This window comes from Delftia tsuruhatensis NBRC 16741 (assembly GCF_001571325.1).
Lineage (GTDB): Bacteria > Pseudomonadota > Gammaproteobacteria > Burkholderiales > Burkholderiaceae_C > Comamonas > Comamonas tsuruhatensis.
Map to the genome: position 1 here is coordinate 16,491 of NZ_BCTO01000067.1, position 16,000 is coordinate 32,490.

Annotated in this window: 16 protein-coding genes and 1 riboswitch; of the genes, 7 read left to right on the top strand and 9 right to left on the bottom strand. The window is 70.4% G+C overall.

Translation table 11 applies throughout. The annotated features are described in order from the left end of the window. Window positions 1-27: 27 nt before the first annotated feature. The 8 genes from cobW to DTS01S_RS25575 all read right to left on the bottom strand — a co-directional run bounded on the left by cobW (window position 28) and on the right by DTS01S_RS25575 (window position 8,996). On the bottom strand, window positions 28-1,077 hold the full coding sequence (gene cobW / locus DTS01S_RS25540; RefSeq protein WP_061289518.1) for a cobalamin biosynthesis protein CobW: 1,050 nt from the start codon (window positions 1,075-1,077) through the stop codon (window positions 28-30). Between the two features lie 27 nt (window positions 1,078-1,104). After that, window positions 1,105-2,127 (bottom strand): LLM class flavin-dependent oxidoreductase, encoded by a 1,023-nt coding sequence (locus tag DTS01S_RS25545; protein WP_061289522.1) that lies wholly within the window; start codon window positions 2,125-2,127, stop codon window positions 1,105-1,107. 4 nt (window positions 2,128-2,131) lie between these two features. Continuing rightward, window positions 2,132-2,899 carry an ABC transporter ATP-binding protein gene (locus DTS01S_RS25550; protein ID WP_174538936.1) on the bottom strand — a complete coding sequence of 256 codons (768 nt, stop codon included), beginning with the start codon at window positions 2,897-2,899 and terminating at the stop codon, window positions 2,132-2,134. Beyond that, entirely contained in the window at window positions 2,896-3,918 is a 1,023-nt protein-coding gene (locus DTS01S_RS25555; RefSeq protein WP_061289528.1) for a FecCD family ABC transporter permease, read from the bottom strand. Before DTS01S_RS25555 ends, DTS01S_RS25550 begins: the two co-directional genes overlap by 4 nt. Continuing rightward, the gene (locus DTS01S_RS25560) at window positions 3,915-4,856 is read right to left on the bottom strand and encodes an ABC transporter substrate-binding protein (protein ID WP_061289531.1); all 942 of its coding nucleotides are present in this window, start codon (window positions 4,854-4,856) and stop codon (window positions 3,915-3,917) included. The genes DTS01S_RS25555 and DTS01S_RS25560 overlap by 4 nt, the downstream gene beginning before the upstream one ends. 10 nt (window positions 4,857-4,866) lie before the next feature. Beyond that, window positions 4,867-7,098: a TonB-dependent receptor gene (locus DTS01S_RS25565; RefSeq protein WP_061289533.1), complete on the bottom strand. Its 2,232-nt coding sequence runs from the start codon at window positions 7,096-7,098 to the stop codon at window positions 4,867-4,869. Window positions 7,099-7,227: 129 nt separating this feature from the next. Beyond that, a riboswitch (cobalamin riboswitch) is annotated at window positions 7,228-7,511 on the bottom strand. A 54-nt stretch (window positions 7,512-7,565) separates the two neighbouring features. Next, window positions 7,566-8,447 carry a CHAD domain-containing protein gene (locus tag DTS01S_RS25570; RefSeq protein ID WP_061289536.1) on the bottom strand — a complete coding sequence of 294 codons (882 nt, stop codon included), beginning with the start codon at window positions 8,445-8,447 and terminating at the stop codon, window positions 7,566-7,568. Window positions 8,448-8,504: 57 nt separating this feature from the next. Continuing rightward, on the bottom strand, window positions 8,505-8,996 hold the full coding sequence (locus DTS01S_RS25575; protein ID WP_061289539.1) for a YbaK/prolyl-tRNA synthetase associated domain-containing protein: 492 nt from the start codon (window positions 8,994-8,996) through the stop codon (window positions 8,505-8,507). Between the two features lie 81 nt (window positions 8,997-9,077). On the opposite strand from DTS01S_RS25575, the gene DTS01S_RS25580 reads away from it, so the two are divergent. Together DTS01S_RS25580 and DTS01S_RS25585 are read left to right on the top strand one after the other, a co-directional pair. Further along, window positions 9,078-9,719, top strand: a complete 642-nt coding sequence (locus DTS01S_RS25580; protein ID WP_046985177.1) for a helix-turn-helix transcriptional regulator — start codon at window positions 9,078-9,080, stop codon at window positions 9,717-9,719. Window positions 9,720-9,763: 44 nt separating this feature from the next. Continuing rightward, window positions 9,764-10,726 carry a threo-3-hydroxy-L-aspartate ammonia-lyase gene (locus DTS01S_RS25585; protein WP_061289542.1) on the top strand — a complete coding sequence of 321 codons (963 nt, stop codon included), beginning with the start codon at window positions 9,764-9,766 and terminating at the stop codon, window positions 10,724-10,726. Window positions 10,727-10,757: 31 nt separating this feature from the next. On the opposite strand, the gene DTS01S_RS25590 is transcribed toward DTS01S_RS25585, so the two are convergent. After that, window positions 10,758-11,492, bottom strand: coding sequence for an NUDIX hydrolase (locus DTS01S_RS25590; protein WP_061289545.1), 735 nt, complete (start codon window positions 11,490-11,492; stop codon window positions 10,758-10,760). A gap of 87 nt (window positions 11,493-11,579) precedes the next feature. On the opposite strand from DTS01S_RS25590, the gene DTS01S_RS25595 reads away from it, so the two are divergent. From DTS01S_RS25595 to DTS01S_RS25615, 5 genes are read left to right on the top strand one after another with little or no spacing between them, the layout of a single operon-like run. Next, entirely contained in the window at window positions 11,580-12,653 is a 1,074-nt protein-coding gene (locus DTS01S_RS25595) for an SPFH domain-containing protein (protein ID WP_047219602.1), read from the top strand. Next, the gene (locus tag DTS01S_RS25600) at window positions 12,640-13,572 is read left to right on the top strand and encodes a diacylglycerol kinase catalytic domain-containing protein (RefSeq protein WP_046985172.1); all 933 of its coding nucleotides are present in this window, start codon (window positions 12,640-12,642) and stop codon (window positions 13,570-13,572) included. Before DTS01S_RS25595 ends, DTS01S_RS25600 begins: the two co-directional genes overlap by 14 nt. Before the next feature lie 17 nt (window positions 13,573-13,589). Further along, a complete protein-coding gene (locus DTS01S_RS25605) occupies window positions 13,590-14,288 on the top strand; it encodes a DUF4291 domain-containing protein (protein ID WP_254787872.1) in 699 nt (232 codons plus the stop codon). After that, window positions 14,285-14,857 carry an NADAR family protein gene (locus tag DTS01S_RS25610; protein ID WP_046239246.1) on the top strand — a complete coding sequence of 191 codons (573 nt, stop codon included), beginning with the start codon at window positions 14,285-14,287 and terminating at the stop codon, window positions 14,855-14,857. The genes DTS01S_RS25605 and DTS01S_RS25610 overlap by 4 nt, the downstream gene beginning before the upstream one ends. A 6-nt stretch (window positions 14,858-14,863) precedes the next feature. Next, window positions 14,864-15,832 carry an ADP-ribosylglycohydrolase family protein gene (locus tag DTS01S_RS25615; protein ID WP_254787870.1) on the top strand — a complete coding sequence of 323 codons (969 nt, stop codon included), beginning with the start codon at window positions 14,864-14,866 and terminating at the stop codon, window positions 15,830-15,832. Window positions 15,833-16,000 lie beyond the last annotated feature (168 nt).

Consider the following 16,000-nt stretch of genomic DNA (forward strand, 5'->3'; position numbering starts at 1 on the left):
AACAGGTTTCAGTACGGAATCGGAAGGTCAGGCGGCCACATTCTCCAGGCCCTTGCGCAGCGCTGCTTCGTCAAGGTCTTGCCCGATGAACACCAGGCGCGTGCCGCGTGCCTCGCCCTCGCGCCAGGCGCGGTCGAAGTGGTGGTCGAAGCGGCGGCCCACGCCCTGCAGCAGCCAGCGCATGGGCTTGCCCGGGATCTCGGCAAAGCCCTTGACGCGCAGGATGCTGTGCTGCTCCACCAGCGTCTCCAGCGCAGCCAGCAGGCGGTCGCGGTCCACGGCGGGCAGGTCGATCACGTAGGAGTCGAAGTCGTCGTGGTCATGGTCCTCGTCGTGGTCGTGGTGGCTCACGCGCTGGTCGATGGTGGTCTCGGCCGCCTTGGCCAGGCCCAGCACCACGTCCAGCGGCAGGCGGCCCTGGGACGATTGCACGATCTTGACCTCGGGCGGCAGCTCCTCGCGCACCAGGGCGGTCACGCGCGCCAGGGCCTCGGCATCGGCCAGGTCGGTCTTGTTGAGCACCACCAGGTCGGCCGCGCCCAGCTGGTCCTCGAACAGTTCGTGCAGCGGCGATTCGTGGTCCAGGTTGGGGTCGGCGCGGCGCAGCTCGTCCACGGCCTGGGGATTGGCGGCGAACTGGCCGCTGGCGGCCGCCGGCGTATCCACCACGGTGACCACCGCGTCCACGGTGAACACGTTGGCGATCTCGGGCCACTGGAAGGCCTGGACCAGGGGCTTGGGCAGGGCCAGGCCCGAGGTCTCGATGATCACGGCGTCGATCTGGTCGCGGCGCTCGGCCAGCGCGCGCATCACGGGGAAGAACTCTTCCTGCACCGTGCAGCACATGCAGCCGTTGGCCAGCTCGTACAGCGCGCCTTCGCGCTCGTTGCCCTCGTCGTCGCAGCCGATGCCGCAGCCCTTGAGGATCTCGCCGTCGATGCCCAGCTCGCCGAACTCGTTGACGATGACGGCAATGCGCCGGCCGCCCGCGTTGTCCAGGATGTGGCGCAGCAGCGTGGTCTTGCCGCTGCCCAGAAAGCCGGTGACGATGGTGGCGGGAATCTTGGCGGTTTGCATGGAAGGTTCTCCAGAAAAAAGAGGAAGTCAGACGGTGGCGAAAGGCACGGCGCTGCGCAATGAAGGAAGAACCTCCTGCGCAAACAGTTCCATGCCGGCGAGGGCCTGGGCATCGCTCCACAGGCCGTTGGCGTTGAAGACGCAGCGCAGCTGGCCCATGCCCGTGCGCTCGCGCAAGGCGGCGATCTGCGCATGGCACTGCTCGGGCGTGCCATGGATGAATTGCTCGGCCAGCACGCGCGTCACATCGATGGGCAGCACCTGGTCGGCCGGCACGCCGCGCTTGCCCGCAAAGTACACGCGCCGCTGGTACAGCTGCGGCCACAGCGTGGCCAGCTGGGCCTGCACGGCGGCCTCGTCGGCACCGATGCAGACATAGCGCGCCAGCGATGAACGCGCACGCAGCGCGGCGGCATCGCGCCCGCGCTCCAGGGCAGCGGCCTCCAGGCGCTCCAGCTGCATGCCTTCGGGCGGCTCCAGGCTCAGCAGCAGGGGCAGATTCTGATCGACGGCAAAGCCCAGGGTCTCTGCCGTGGAGCCGGCCACATAGATCGGAGGATGGGGGCGCTGCACGGTCGAAGGCAGGGCGGGCCGGTCCTCGAAGCTCCACGGCCCCTGCCCCGCCACGATGGGCCTGCCCGACAGCGCCTCCACCAGGATGCGGCAGGACTGCTCGAAGCGCTCGCGCGTGCTGTCCGCATCGATCTGCAGGGCGCGCAGCGCGGCCGGCTCCGTGCCCCGGCCCACGCCCACGTCGATGCGGCCGGCGCTTTGCAGGTCCAGCTGGGCAATCTCCTCGGCCAGCATCAGCGGATGGTGCAGCGGCAGCACCAGCACCGAGGTGCCCACGCGCAGCCGCTCGGTGCGCGCCAGCACGGCGGCGGCCAGCAGCAGGGGCGAGGGATAGGGCCAGGCGGTATCGGGCACGCGGAATTCGTTGAACCACACGCCCTCGAAACCCAGGCGCTCGGCGCGCTCGAACAGCGCCAGGAATTCACGGTGCCCGCCGCGCGTGGCGTCGCGCGTCCAGCCGGCCAGATCGATGCGCATGGGTTCAGTTCTCCTGTTTCAGCCGCGCGCGCAGCAAGGTTTGCGGAGGTGCGTCGATGCGCTCGAAATCCACGCCGAACACGGCATCCAGCCCCGGCGCATGCAGCAGCTCGGCAGGGGCCCCATCGAGCGCAATGCGCCCCTGGTCCAGCACGATGACGCGCCCGAAGTGCGCCAGCGCCAGGTCCAGGTCATGCATGACCACCAGCACCAGCCGCTCGCGCCCGCGCTGCGCCAGCGCCTGCACCAGGGCCAGGCGGTGGCGCACGTCCAGCGCGGCGCCGGGCTCGTCGGCCAGCAGCACGGGCGGGTCGGTGGCCAGCACGGTGGCCAGCAGGGCACGCGCCTGCTCGCCGCCCGACAGCGTGGACCAGCGCCTGCGCGCGAAATCCTGCAGCCCGGCGCCGGCAATGGCCGCCTCGACATCTCCCCGGCCCGCCAGCCGCATGTGCATGAGCTCGGCCAGCGTCAGGTCCCAGTGCGGCGCAAAGCGCTGGGGCATGTAGCCCACGCGGCGTGCGCGCTCGGCCACGGGCAGGGTTGCAATGTCTTGCCCGTCCAGCAGCACGCTGCCGGATGCAGGCGCCTGCAGCCCCGCCAGCAGGGACAGCAGGCTGGACTTGCCCGCGCCATTGGGTCCCACCAGGGCCACGGCGCCGCAGGCGGGCAGCTGCAGCGAGACGGCGTCCAGCACGCTGCGGCCACGGTGGCGCAGCGTGAGGGACCGGGCCTGCAGGCGTGGCACGGCGCCGTCCATGGCTTGATCGTTCATGGGGACCTCAGCCTGCGCGCCAGCAGCACGATGAAGAAGGGCCCGCCGGCCACGGCCGTGACCAGGCCCAGCGGGATCTCGGCCGGCGGCAGCACGCTGCGCGCAATGGCATCGGCCAGCGTGACGATGATGGCGCCCGTGAGCGCCGACGCCGGCAGGGCCGCGCGGTGCAGCGGTCCCGCCATCCAGCGCGCGATGTGCGGCGCAGCCAGGCCCACGAAGGCCACCAGCCCGCCATAGGCCACGGCCACGGCCACCACCAGCGAGCCGGCCAGCACGGCCAGCGGCGTGAAGCGCGCCACATCCAGGCCGAAGCCCTGGGCCGCATCGGCCCCCAGGCCCAGCAGGTCCAGCCCGCGCGCCAGCGCCATGGCCCCGGCCAGGCAGGCCAGGGAGGCACCGGCCAGCAGGCCCAGCCCGCTCCACGACGGCGTCTGTATGCCGCCCAGCACCCAGCTGAGCACCACCTGCAGGCTCACCGTCTCATCGGACAGCGCCAGCATCAGGAACGAGCGCAGCGCGCCCAGCACGGCCGCCAGCGCCACGCCGGCCAGCAGCATGCCGGCCGCATCGGTGGCACCGGCCACGCGCGAGACGGCCAGCACCAGCACGGTCGAGCCCCAGGCGCCCGCAAAGGCCAGCACGGGCAGCGTCCATGCCTGGGGCAGGCCGAACAATAAATGCATGGGAACCAGCAGGGCGACAGTCGCCCCCAGCGCCGCGCCGCCCGAGGCGCCCAGCAGATAGGGCTCGGCCAGCGGATTGCGGAACACGCCCTGGAAGATGGCGCCCGACAGGCCCAGCAGCGCGCCCACCAGGGCGGCTGCCAGCACGCGCGGCACGCGCCACTGCAGCAGCAGCCGGCTGCGCAGGCTGTCTTCGCCGCCCAGCGCGGCCATCAGGTCGGCCGGGCTGGCCCACTGGTGGCCCGCGCAGGCGGCGATCAGCAGGCTGGCCAGCAGCAGCAGGACCGCACCGGCCCAGGGGCGCCACGCAGGTGGATGTGAGAGGGAATTCATGCGGCCTCCCCGGCCCAGGCCGCAGGGTGCAGCCAGCGCGAGAGCTTTTCCACGCCGCCGAAGGTGCGCGGCCCGGGAATCAGGAACTCGGCACGCGCCACCGTGGTGGCCCGGCCCCCGCGCACGGCACGCAGGTCGCGCCAGCCGCGCTGGCCGATCAGGTCCTGCATGGCCTCCTGGGTGCCCGCGAACAGCAGCACATCGGGGTCGGCGGCCAGCACGGCCTCGGGCGAGACCTGGGGCACCGTGCCCAGGCCGTCCAGCGCGAACGCGGCGCCCGCGCGCACCATGGCCTCTCCCGTATAGGTGCCGGGCCGGGCCGCCAGCAGCATGCCGTTGCCCAGCCGGCCCGTGACCATGAGGGCGCGCGGCCGGGGCTGGCCGGCCACCTGCCGGTCCACGCGCAGCAGCCGCGCCTCCTGCGCCAGGGCCAGCGCCTGGCCGCGCGCCTGCACGCCCGTGGCGCGGGCCACCAGGCGCAGGTTGTCCATCACCTCGGCCAGCGAGCGGCTGAGCAGCACCATCACCGGCACGCCGATGCGCTCCATGGGATCGACCAGCTGGTGCGCCGCCTGGCGCGCGGGCGTGACGATGACCAGGTCCGGCTGGCGCGCCACCACGGCGTCCACCGAGAACCCCAGCCGCCCGCCCACCTTGGGAATGCGCTCCACGCCCGGCGGAAAGCGCGTGAAATCCTCCACGCCCACCACGCGGTCCAGCAGGCCCAGCGCGGCCACCAGCTCGGTGTTGGAGGCAAAGATGGAGACGATGCGCTGCGGCGGCGCGGCAATCTCCACGCGCCGGCCCAGCGCATCCTGCAGCACCACCGGACCGCCTGAAGCGACGGTGTCGGCCCAGGCCGCGGGCAGGCCGCAGCCCAGGGCCGCCGCCGCGCCCTGGCGCAGCAACTGGCGGCGCGTGGTGCTGGATTGCCTCATGCCATGGTCCTCAAAACTCTGCCTGCAGGCCGACCATGAGTTCGCGCCCGGCCATCGACGTTCCGCAGCCGCCGTTCTGGTACGCCGGGTTGGCGATGCAGGGCGCACGGTCCAGCGCGATGAAGATGGGGTGGCGGTTCAGGTCGAACAGGTTGTTGACGGCCGCGAACAGCTTGACGCCCGGCGACACGCGGTAGTCGGCACGCAGGTTCCAGATGGTGAAGGCGCCCTTGCGGTGGATGAAGGTGCTGCGGGGCTCGCCCTGCGGGATGAGCAGCGCCTCTTCCGTGTCGTACCACATGGGACCGCGCAGCAGCGTGGACAGCTGCAGGCTCCAGTCGCCCTGCAGGCGCCCGCTGCCGCGCCCGTAGCGCACACCGGCCGAGGCCTCGTAGCGGTACATGCGCTGCACCTTGTCGGTATTGGCCGAGGCCGGCGATCCCTTGTCCCGCATGCTGAAGTGGTAGTAGCCGCCAGCCCAGGCCTTGAGCTGGTGGCCCGTCAGGTTCAGCGCCCGCGCCAGGTCCATGTCGGCCTGCATTTCCAGGCCGCGCGCCACGATGTCGGCCGCGTTGTTGGCGTAGTCCGAGGTATTGGTCGTGGCCCCGCGCGAGACGGTGATGATGCGGTCGCTGATGGTGTTCTGGAACAGGGCCGCATCCACGCGCCAGCCGGGCTGCTGCAGCGCAGCGCCGACCTCGATCTGGCGGCTGGTCTCGGGCTTGAGGTTGGGGTTGCCGAAGGTGCGGCCACCGCCGACGGCCGTGAAGTCCGAGGCCAGCTCCGTGGCCGTGGGCGCGCGGAAACCCGTGGAGGCCGCAGCGCGCAGCGTGAGCCGGTCCGTGGCCTTCCAGGTGGCGCCGGCCGACCAGGTGTGGTTGTCGTAGTCGCGCGTGCTGGCCTGGGCCAGGGCCAGGTTGGGCGTCTCGTCGAAACGCGTCGTGCCCCAGGTCTTGCGCAGGCCGGCGCGCAGGGTCAGGCGGTCGTCGAACAGGGTCTGCGCGTCCTCGAAGTACAGCGCGTGCACCTGCTCGGTCTGGTTGTTGTCGTAGGGCGCGACCTGGCCCGCCGGGCCGCCCGGCATGGCGACGCGCAGGCGGTCGGAGCGCAGCTTGCTGCGCTCCCAGTCGAAGCCCATCAGCAGGTCATTGGTCTGGCTGACACGCAGGCGCGGCTGAAAGCGCAGGCCCGTGGCGTCCAGCTGGCGGTGGTTGTAGTCGCGCGCCGTGCCGGGCACGGCACTGTTGCCCGAGCGGATCACGGGCGAGGCCCAGTTGAACTCGTCGGTATCGACCAGGCTGTAGAGGTGGGTCGTCCAGCTCAGGCGCTGGCCGGGCAGTGCGCCTTCGTAGGTCAGGTCCAGCGAGCGGTTGCTGCGGTTGTCTCGGCTGTAGATGTTGGCGCCCGATCCGCGAAAGCCCGCGTTGTAGATGCCGTCCGTGCGCAGCTGCAGCTCCACGCGGTGCAGCTCGTGCAGCTGCCAGCCCAGGGCGCCACTGGCGCCGCGCCGCTTCCAGCCCGTGTTCTCCATGCGCGTGCCGCCGTCGCCCGACTCGTAGTCGCCGCGCCCGCCTGCGCTCACGCCGAAGTACCAGTCGAAGCGGTCATTGGCGCCGGCCGTCTGCGCATCGGTGCGCCACAGGTCCCACGAGCCGGCCTGGACCTGGGCGCGCGTGCCGGGCGCCGTAGCCCCCGTCTTCATGATGATGTTGACCACCCCGCCCATGGCCTGGCTGCCGTAGATCACCGAGGACGGGCCGCGCACGATCTCGATGCGCTCCACATCCGAGGGGCTGAGCTTGGACAGGTTGGCCGTGCCCGCGCGCCGGCCGTTGACCAGCACCAGCACCTGGCTGCGGAAGTCGCGCCCCTGGCCGTCGGTGGAGGCGCCGCGCAGGTTCATCGAGGTCTGGGCCGCCGTCCATTCGCTGAGAAAGCCCACGGCGTTCTCGGCCAGCAGGTCGGTGACCGAGCGCGCGCTGGAGCGCTCTATGGCCTCGCGGTCGATGGTCTGCGTGGTGCCCGCGATGCGGCTGCGCGCCTCGGGCCGCGCCGTGGCGGTCACGAAGACGGCGTCCAGCGCATCGTCGGCGGATGCACCGGCTTTGCCGGCCGCCGGTTCCTGTGCGGCGCCGGCCGCCGCGGCGCAGCAGGCCAGCACGGCCGCAGCGGTGGCCGGGCGCAGGAAGGGAGGAAGGGGAAAGGGGCCGGAACAATCGGCGGCCAAAGAAGCGAAGCGCATGCGTTGAATCCAACTGCCCCAGTCACCCGTGGGGCCTATCGTCTGAACCACGCCGCACGGCGCGCACGCCGGAGCCGGCCACGCCAGCGCAGGCTGGGGCCGGACCGGACAGGCGCACTCCCGCGGCGTCCGAAAGCAATGCAGAAGGCCGGTATCCGGGCTTGCGGAACGCTGCGGCGCGCATCGTGGGCGCGCTGCAGCAGGCATCCCCGCCTTCCCATGTCCGTCCAGACACAGTGGCTTGCGGCGCGCAACCGGTGGGTGGCGCGCCAGCGTGGGGAGTTGTATTCCGCTGACCGTTGCGGGGGCAGCGCAGGCATTGCGAGCGGCCACCTCGATGGCATCGCGCACCTGCTTCCCGTTGAACCCCTGGCCGGCAAGCGGCATGGGGCACCTTCAGCAACAGCGCACCGCCACGGCCCAGGGGCTGCGGCGGTGCGCCAGCGGCGGATTATCGCTGATGCGGTCTAGGCCCAGAAGCCCGGCACGCGGGCCAGCGCACGCAGCGCGCGGCGGCTGCTGCGCGCGCTGGTGGCCAGGCGGGCCTGCAGGTAGCCGGCGGCAAACCAGGCGCGCGGATCCGTGCCGGCCTGGTCACGAAAAAGCGCGGCCGCCACGGCCATGTCGTTGTGCAGGCCCAGCGCGTCCTGGGCGGGCACCAGCGCCTCGGCAAAGCGCCGGCCCTTTTTGCCGGGCCACATTCCGGGCGCGAATTCCCGCGCAAAGTCCGCCAGGTAGCGCAGACGCTTGAGCCGCTTGCGCACGCGGTGCTGCTGCGCCAGCGGCAGGCGGTCGAAGTGCCGGCCGTCGCGCAGCACCTGGCGGTGCAGGCGCGCCAGCCGCCGTGCCAGGTACTTGCGCGTGCCTGCGGCGGACAGGCTGACCAGGCCGGGCTGCCGCTTGCCTGCAGGCGCCTGCGCCAGCGCATGGATCTCGGCCAGCGTTTGCAGGAACTGCGGCTCGCGGACCGCAGCGGCCGCGTCCGCGTCGGCCTGCCCGGCATCCGGCACGGCCCATTCGCACAAGGGCGCATCGGCGTCCTGCAGCAGCGGCCGCACCACGTCGGCCAGGGTGCCGGCATCGCGCAGCGTGCCCAGGCGCGCAAAGGCCAGGGCCAGCGGGGCATCCCATTCGGCGCGCATGCCGGGCGCCAGCCCTGCGCATTCGCGCAGCAGGGTGCGCAGGCGCCGCAGGGCCACGCGCAGCTGGTGGATGCGTTCGGCCTCGCTGCTGCCGGCGTCCACAGCATCCATATGCGACTGCACCTGGGCCAGTGCGGCAGCCAGCGCCGCACGCACAAAGCCGGCCGCATCGGGCCGGTCGGGGAACTGCCTGGCAGGGGTGGTCATGGTCAGGAAAGGATGTGCGAGCGTTGCTGCGATTGTGGGCACCGCCCGGCCCCCGGGTCAATCGGCGCCATCCCCGCTCAGGCTGTGCAGCGCGGGCCGGGCAATGCGCACATAGTCGGCCGAGTCCAGCACGATGGAGCGGTCCAACCGGCCCGCATTGAAGGCGATCTCGGCAAAGCGCTCCACCAGTGCCGGGTCCACCACCAGGCGCACCTGCGGGTTGAAGGAGAACGGCGGCACCGATCCCATCACGCAGCCGGTGGCGGCCTGGGCCTCCTCGGGCGAGGCCAGCGTGGCCTTGCGCACGCCCACGGCCTGGGCCAGGCGCTTGAAGTCCAGCTTGCGGTCGCCGGGCAGCACGGCCAGGAACAGCTGGGGATAGCCCGCACCGGCCGCATCGCGGCTCTTGCAGAGCATGGCCTTGGCACCCTGGCCGGGTGCCGTGCCCCGGATTTCGGCGACGAGGTCGGAGCGGCCCTCGGCAGGGTGCTCGATCACGCGAAAGCGCGCGTCCTGGGATTGCAGCAGGTGAACAAGGGTGTCGAACATGGCAGGGAGCACAAGAAACGGACAAGAAGGCAGGTCGCCTGAGTTTTGACATTTTGTCCAATTCAAAACAAAATGTCCAATATGACACAACGCACTCCCGAGCAGCGCCAACTGCTGGAACAGGTGGCCAAGATCGCCGAAGGCCTGGGCCAGACCCTTGCCCCGTTCTGCGAGGTGGTGGTGCATGACCTGCTCGACCCGTCCCATGCGGTGCTGGCCATCCACAACAATCTCTCGGGCCGCGAGGTCGGCCAGGGCGCGACCGAGCTGGGCCTGGCCCGCATCCAGGACCCCGGCTACGAGCAGGTCATCGCCAACTACCCCAACCAGTTCGCCGATGGCCGCCAGGCCAAGAGCACGTCCATCGGCATCCGCGACTCCGAGGGCCGCTACATCGCCGCCCTGTGCATGAATGTGGACCTGACGATGTTCCAGGGCTTCCAGAGCATGCTCAACCGCTTTGCCGCCGTCAGCGGCGACACGCCGGCCCGCGAAATGCTGGCGCCCATGGGCGCCGGGGCCGGTGCCGACGCGGTGCGCGCCCGCATCGACCAGTTCGCGGCGCGCCTGGCGACCACGCCGCGCGCCCTCAAGCCCGAGGAGCGGCGCGCCCTGGTCCGTGAACTCAAGGGCGACGGCCTGCTGGACCTTCGCCGCTCCATGGAGACCATTGCCGCCCACCTGGGCGTGTCGCGCGCCACGGTCTACAGCTACGCCAAGTAGGTCCCGGCACCCCGCCGATCTGCAACTCCTTCTCTCCCGTACCGATGACAAGCCTTCCCACCTATGACGACGTGGCCGCAGCGGCCCAACGCATCCAGGGCCATGCCCACCGCACGCCCGTGCTCACCTCGCGCACGCTGGACGAGGCGCTGGGCGCACGTGTCTTCCTGAAGTGCGAGAACCTGCAGCGCATGGGCGCCTTCAAGTTCCGCGGCGCGTTCAACGCCCTGTCTCGCTTCAGCCCGGCGCAGCGCAAGGCCGGCGTGGTGGCCTTTTCTTCGGGCAACCACGCCCAGGCCATCGCCCTGGCAGCGCGGCTGCTGGAGATCCCCGCCACCATCGTCATGCCGCATGACGCGCCCGCCGCCAAAGTGGCGGCCACCAAGGGCTATGGCGGCCAGGTGGTGGTCTACGACCGCTATACCGAAGACCGCGAGCAGATCGGGCGCGACCTGGCCGAGCGCCATGGCCTGACCCTGATCCCGCCCTACGACCATGCCGACGTGCTGGCCGGCCAGGGCACGGCCGCCAAGGAACTGTTGGAGGAAACCGGCCCGCTCGACGCCCTCTTCGTGCCGCTGGGCGGCGGTGGCCTGCTGTCGGGCACCGCCCTGTCCACACGCGCGCTCAGCCCCGACTGCGCGCTCTACGGCGTGGAGCCCGAGGCCGGCAACGACGGCCAGCAGTCGCTGCGCGCAGGCCGCATCGTCCACATAGACACCCCCAAGACCATTGCCGACGGCGCCCAGACCCAGCACCTGGGCGGCATCACCTTCCCCATCATCCAGCGCGACGTGACCGACATCCTCACCGCCAGCGATGCCGAGCTGGTCGATGCCATGGGCTTCCTGGCCACGCGCATGAAGCTCGTGGTCGAGCCCACCGGCTGCCTGGGCCTGGCCGCCGCGCGCCAGAAAGGCGAGGAGCTGCGCGGCCGGCGCGTGGGCATCATCCTGAGCGGCGGCAACGTGGACATGCAGCGCTTTTGCAGCCTGCTGGGCGCCTGATCCTGATCCTGATCCTGATCGAAGGTCGCCCTCACCCGCGCGGGCTGAAGGTGCGCGGAAACACCACGGGCGCGCTGCGGTCGGCCAGGCAGTAGCCCATGGCGGGGCGGCGTGACGTGCCCTCCACCTGGCCGGCCTCCACCAGAAAGCCGGCCGCCATCATGCGCGTGCGAAAACCGCTCTTGTCCACGGGGCGGCCCAGCACCACTTCGTAGGCCTGCTGCAGCTGCGGCAGCGTGAAAGGCTCGGGCAGCAGAAAGGCCGGCAGCGAGGTGTATTCCACCTTGCCCCGCAGCCGCTCCACCGCTGCGCGCAGGATCTCGCCGTGGTCGAAGGCCAGCGCAGGCGCGCGCAGCAGTTCATCGACGGCAAACCACGACACATCGGCCGCATTCGCGCCCTTGGCCAGGATCAGGTCATGGCCCGGGATCAGCGCGAAATACACATGCGTGGCCGACCAGCCACGCGGGTCGCGCGCCGCGCCGCCCCAGCTTCCCAGCTGCTCCAGGTAGGGGCTGTCCACACCCGTCTTGTCCAGCAGCTTGCGCCGCGCGCAGGCCAGCAGGTCTGCGTCCTGGCGCACATCCACAAAGCCGCCGGGCAGCGCCCACAGCCCCGGGAAGGGCTCGCTGCCCGCCGTGGGGCGCTGCACCAGGAGCACCTGCAGGGCATCGTCTGCCACCGTGAAGATGACCACGTCCACCGTGGTGAAAGGGCGCGGGAAGTCCAGCACGCCCTGCGGGGATGGGGAATTTTTTTCAGCCATGGGATGGATTGTGCTTGACGTGCCGGATTTTAAGTTGCACTATGCAACCCATACAAGTTGCACAGAGCAACTTAAAGGAGAAGCACCATGTTCGGCATCCGTTTCATCAAGTCCCAACCCACGGTCCACCTCATGCAGTTCCGCGCCGGCAAGGTGGTGCGCGAGGGTGCGGGCCAGTCCTTCTTCTACTACGCGCCCACCACCACCCTGGTCGCCGTGCCCGTGGGCAGCCAGGACTGCCACTTCATGCTGGAGCTGGTGACGGCCGACTTCCAGAGCGTCACCGTGCAGGGCCAGGTCACCTACCGCATCAGCACACCGCGCCAGACCGCCACGCTGATGGACTTCTCCCTGGCGCGCGACGGCCAGAAATACCTGTCCGAAGACCCGCAGCGCCTGGGCGACCGCGTGACCATGCAGGCCGAGGTCATCATCCAGCAGGCCGTGCAGGCGCTGGAGCTCAAGCAGGCGCTGCGCTCCTCGGCACTCATTGCGCGCACGGCCCAGCAGGAGCTGGCCGCCCAGCCCGAGATCGAGGCGCTGGGGCTGGAGATCCTGGGCGTCTCGGTCATGGCCGTCAAACCCACGCCCGACATCGCCCGCGCCCTGGAAGCCGAGGCGCGCGAGTCCAACCTCAAGGCCGCCGACGACGCCGTCTATGCCCGCCGCATGGCTGCCGTGGAAAACGAGCGCGCCATCCGCCAGAACGAGCTCGATACCGACGTGGCCGTGGAAAAGAAAAAGCGCCAGATCCGCGAGGCCCAGCTGGAAGCCAAGGCCGCCCAGATGCGCAAGGAAAACGAGCTGCGCGCCGAACAGATGTCCGCCGACGTGGCGCTGGAGGCCAGCCGCCGCGACTTCGTCGAAGGCCAGGCCGCCAACAGCCGCACCCTGGCCGAGGCCGAGGCCTACCGCGTGGGCGCCGTCATGCAGGCCCTGGAAAAGGCCGATCCGCGCATCGTGCAATCGCTGGCCGCCGTGGGCATGCAGCCGGGCCAGCTCATCGCCCAGGCCTTTGGCGGCATTGCAGAGAAGGCCGAGCGCATCGGCCAGCTCAACGTCTCGCCCGAGCTGCTGCAGTCGCTCATGGGCGCCGGTGCAGGCCATGCAGCTGCCGTGGCCGATCCCGAACCCGCAAGGAGCCGCCGTGAACGCCAATGAACGCAAGACCGTGCTGGTGGTGCGGCGCACGCGGCTCGATGAGCTGGTGGCCAGGTACCACACGCTGTCCCAGGCGCGCTTCTACATCGAGCACCTGGGTGCCGACTTCGGCGACTACCTGCGCGAAAGCGCCGCCTACGCCGCCGCCCTGCAGGCCGTGGTGCAGGCCCTGGAGGCACGCGGCCGCTACCAGATCGTGGACCGCGCCCTGGTGCCCAACTTCGTCTTCGGCGCCGACGACATCGTGGTGGCGCTGGGCCAGGACGGCATGGTGGCCAACACCATGAAATACCTGGACGGCCAGCCGCTCATCGGCGTCAACCCCGAGCCCGCGCGCTGGGACGGCCTGCTGCTGCCCTTCGCCCCCGCCGACCTGGCCGCCCTGCTGGGCGACGTGGCCGCCAACCGCCGCCCCACGCGCGCCGTCACCCTGGCCGAGGCACGCCTGAGCGACGGCCAGGTGCTGCGCGCCGCCAACGACCTGTTCATCGGCCCGCGCAGCCATACCTCGGCCCTGTACGACATCGCGCTGGGCGAGCGGCAGGAGTCCCAGTCGTCCTCCGGCCTCATCGTCGCCACGGGGCTGGGCTCGTCGGCCTGGATCAAGAGCATCGTCACGGGATCGATGGGCATTGCCCGCGCCGTGCGCGGCGCGTCCACCGACTTCGACTACCAGCCCTTCGCCTGGGATGCGCCACGCCTGGACTTCGCCGTGCGCGAGCCCTTTCCCAGCCGCTCCTCCACGGCCGAACTGGTCTACGGCCAGGTCACGGCCGGCCAGCCGCTGACCCTGCGCTCGCGCATGCCCGACCATGGCGTCATCTTCTCGGACGGCATGGAGGCCGACTACCTGCAGTTCACGGCGGGCATGCAGGCCACCATCGGCCTGTCGGACCGGCAGGGCTGCCTGGTGGTGTGAAGGACCGGCCCTGCAGCGTGGCGCAGCGCCCTCAGAACACCTACAACAACAACGACAACGACAGCGACAACGAACAGACCATGAATCTCGCAACAGCACCCTACCTGCAGCAATCTGCCACCTGGCCTTCCGAGGGAGAGCACATCCTCGCCCACTACGACGACTCCACCGTGGTGGTCTACCAGGCCTATCGCCCGGCCATCGGCCTTCACGCGCTGGAGCATGGCCGGTTCGGCGGCCCGGACTTCAGCTTCACGCGCATGAGCTGGATCAAGCCCAATTTCCTCTGGATGATGTATCGCTGCGGCTGGGCGACCAAGGCCGGCCAGGAAGTCATCCTCGGCCTGCGCATACGCCGGACTTTCTTCGAGAGCCTGCTGGATGCCGCCGTACCTTCCACCTTCAACCCCCGGCTCTACGCTGGCCTGCCCGAGTGGCAGCAAGCGGTGGCCACCTCCGAGGTGCGCCAGCAATGGGATCCGGACCATGCCCCCAGCGGCGCCAAGCTGCCGTTGCGTGCCATCCAGCTGGGCTTGCGTGGCAAGCTGTTACGCCGTTTCGCCACGGAGGAACTGCTGGAGGTCATTGACATGACATCCTTCGTCATCGAGCAGCGGGCCCATGCCCAGGATGGAAATCCGATGCTCATGACTCCCGTGGAGCGCGTCTACGTGCGGCTCGACAGGAAGAATTGCGCACCTGAGAACTCCGTATGACCACCACAGACCACATCGCCTCCCTGCAAGACCTCCAGCACGCCATGGCCCAGGGTCTCACCCCGCGCTTTCTGCCGTTCTGGGGCCACCAGCCTGCGGCCGATGGCTCCATCGGCAAGACCTGCATGAGCCAGTGGTTCGAGGCAGGCTTCGAGGTCGATGGCCAGCACTACCCCACGGCCGAGCATTTCATGATGGCGGGCAAGGCGCGGCTGTTTGGCGACGAGGCGGCGCACGCGGCCATCGTGCGCTGCCGCACGCCGGGCGAGGCCAAGAAGCTGGGGCGTGGCATCCAGGGCTTCGATGAAGCGGCCTGGGTGGCCGCGCGCATGGGCATCGTGGTGCGCGCCAACCAGGCCAAGTTCTCCCAGAACCCGGCCCTGGCCGGCTATCTGCTGAACACGGGCGACCGGGTTCTGGTGGAGGCCAGCCCCGTGGACGCCATCTGGGGCATCGGCCTGGCTGCCGACGATGTGCGCGTCACCGACCCCGCGCGCTGGCAGGGCCTGAACCTGCTGGGCTTTGCCCTCATGCAGGTGCGGGCGCGGCTGCGCAGCACCGCTCCCTGACCGACCATGATCAAGAGCACAGGCATGGCCATGGACACGCTGGACCGATACCGTGGTGCCCTGCTGGGCCTGGCCTGCGGCGACGCCGTGGGAACGACGCTGGAATTCCAGCCGCGCGGCAGCTTTGCGCCGCTGACCGACATGGTCGGGGGCGGCCCGTTCTCGCTGCCCGCAGGCAAGTGGACCGACGACACCTCCACGGCCCTGTGCCTGGCCGAAAGCCTGCTCCAGCGCGGCGGCTGCGACCCGCACGACCAGATGACGCGCTATGCCAACTGGTACGAATGGGGGTACTGGAGTTCCACCGGCAACTGCTTTGACATCGGCATGGCCACCAGGGCGGCCATCCAGCGCTTCCTGGCCACCGGCGATCCGCTGGCCGGATCGCCCGACCCGGACCAGGCCGGCAACGGCTCCCTGATGCGGCTGGCGCCCGTGCCCATGTTCTTCGGCCCCGACGAGGACCTGGTGCAGCGCATGGCTGAACTCAGCTCACGCACCACCCACGCCGCACCTGAATGCCTGCAGGCCTGCCGCCTGTTCGCCGTGGCGCTGTGCCGGGCGCTGCAGGGACTGCCCCGGTCGCAGGTTCTGGACCTGGGCGGCGTTCTGCAAGACGGCGCCAGCCCGCGCCTGCGGGAGATTGCCCGTGGCGACTATCGCGACAAGCCGGCCGCACAGATTCGCGGCAGCGGCTACGTGGTGGACAGCCTGGAGGCGGCCCTGTGGTGCTTTGCGAGGCATGACAGCTTTGAAGGCGCAGTGCTGCAGGCCGCCAACCTGGGCGATGACGCCGACACCACGGCAGCCATCACGGGCCAGTTGGCCGGAGCCTTCCACGGCGCCAGCGGCATTGCGGGCCGCTGGCTGGAACGCCTGCACCTGGCCCCTGAGATCACAGCCCTGGCCGATGCGCTCTGGCAAGCCGCCAGAGGTGCCAGGGACGCTTCTCCGACCGCACGTCTCAGCACCTGAGCGGCCTGGCGCGCTCACGACAGTCGCCGGGGCCGCGAGCGGACTGAACCAGGCTTGTCTGCGCGACAACCCACACGCCCGAGCTGCGTGACACGCGGGCCTTGCTCTTTACGAATGGCGTGCATGGGCGGCTTTTGACTGAGCCACGCTCCATTTTCAGAACAATCT

Bases quoted from the DNA above. Each gene is read 5' to 3' on its own strand.
- DTS01S_RS25545 (WP_061289522.1), bottom strand. From the start codon at position 2,127: ATGCGCATCGATCTGGCCGGCTGGACGCGCGACGCCACGCGCGGCGGG.
- DTS01S_RS25550 (WP_174538936.1), bottom strand. From the start codon at position 2,899: ATGAACGATCAAGCCATGGACGGCGCCGTGCCACGCCTGCAGGCCCGG.
- DTS01S_RS25615 (WP_254787870.1), top strand. From the start codon at position 14,864: ATGATCAAGAGCACAGGCATGGCCATGGACACGCTGGACCGATACCGT.
- DTS01S_RS25570 (WP_061289536.1), bottom strand. From the start codon at position 8,447: ATGACCACCCCTGCCAGGCAGTTCCCCGACCGGCCCGATGCGGCCGGC.
- DTS01S_RS25555 (WP_061289528.1), bottom strand. From the start codon at position 3,918: ATGAATTCCCTCTCACATCCACCTGCGTGGCGCCCCTGGGCCGGTGCG.
- DTS01S_RS25560 (WP_061289531.1), bottom strand. From the start codon at position 4,856: ATGAGGCAATCCAGCACCACGCGCCGCCAGTTGCTGCGCCAGGGCGCG.
- cobW (WP_061289518.1), bottom strand. From the start codon at position 1,077: ATGCAAACCGCCAAGATTCCCGCCACCATCGTCACCGGCTTTCTGGGC.
- DTS01S_RS25575 (WP_061289539.1), bottom strand. From the start codon at position 8,996: ATGTTCGACACCCTTGTTCACCTGCTGCAATCCCAGGACGCGCGCTTT.
- DTS01S_RS25580 (WP_046985177.1), top strand. From the start codon at position 9,078: ATGACACAACGCACTCCCGAGCAGCGCCAACTGCTGGAACAGGTGGCC.
- DTS01S_RS25595 (WP_047219602.1), top strand. From the start codon at position 11,580: ATGTTCGGCATCCGTTTCATCAAGTCCCAACCCACGGTCCACCTCATG.
- DTS01S_RS25585 (WP_061289542.1), top strand. From the start codon at position 9,764: ATGACAAGCCTTCCCACCTATGACGACGTGGCCGCAGCGGCCCAACGC.
- DTS01S_RS25590 (WP_061289545.1), bottom strand. From the start codon at position 11,492: ATGGCTGAAAAAAATTCCCCATCCCCGCAGGGCGTGCTGGACTTCCCG.
- DTS01S_RS25565 (WP_061289533.1), bottom strand. From the start codon at position 7,098: ATGCGCTTCGCTTCTTTGGCCGCCGATTGTTCCGGCCCCTTTCCCCTT.
- DTS01S_RS25610 (WP_046239246.1), top strand. From the start codon at position 14,285: ATGACCACCACAGACCACATCGCCTCCCTGCAAGACCTCCAGCACGCC.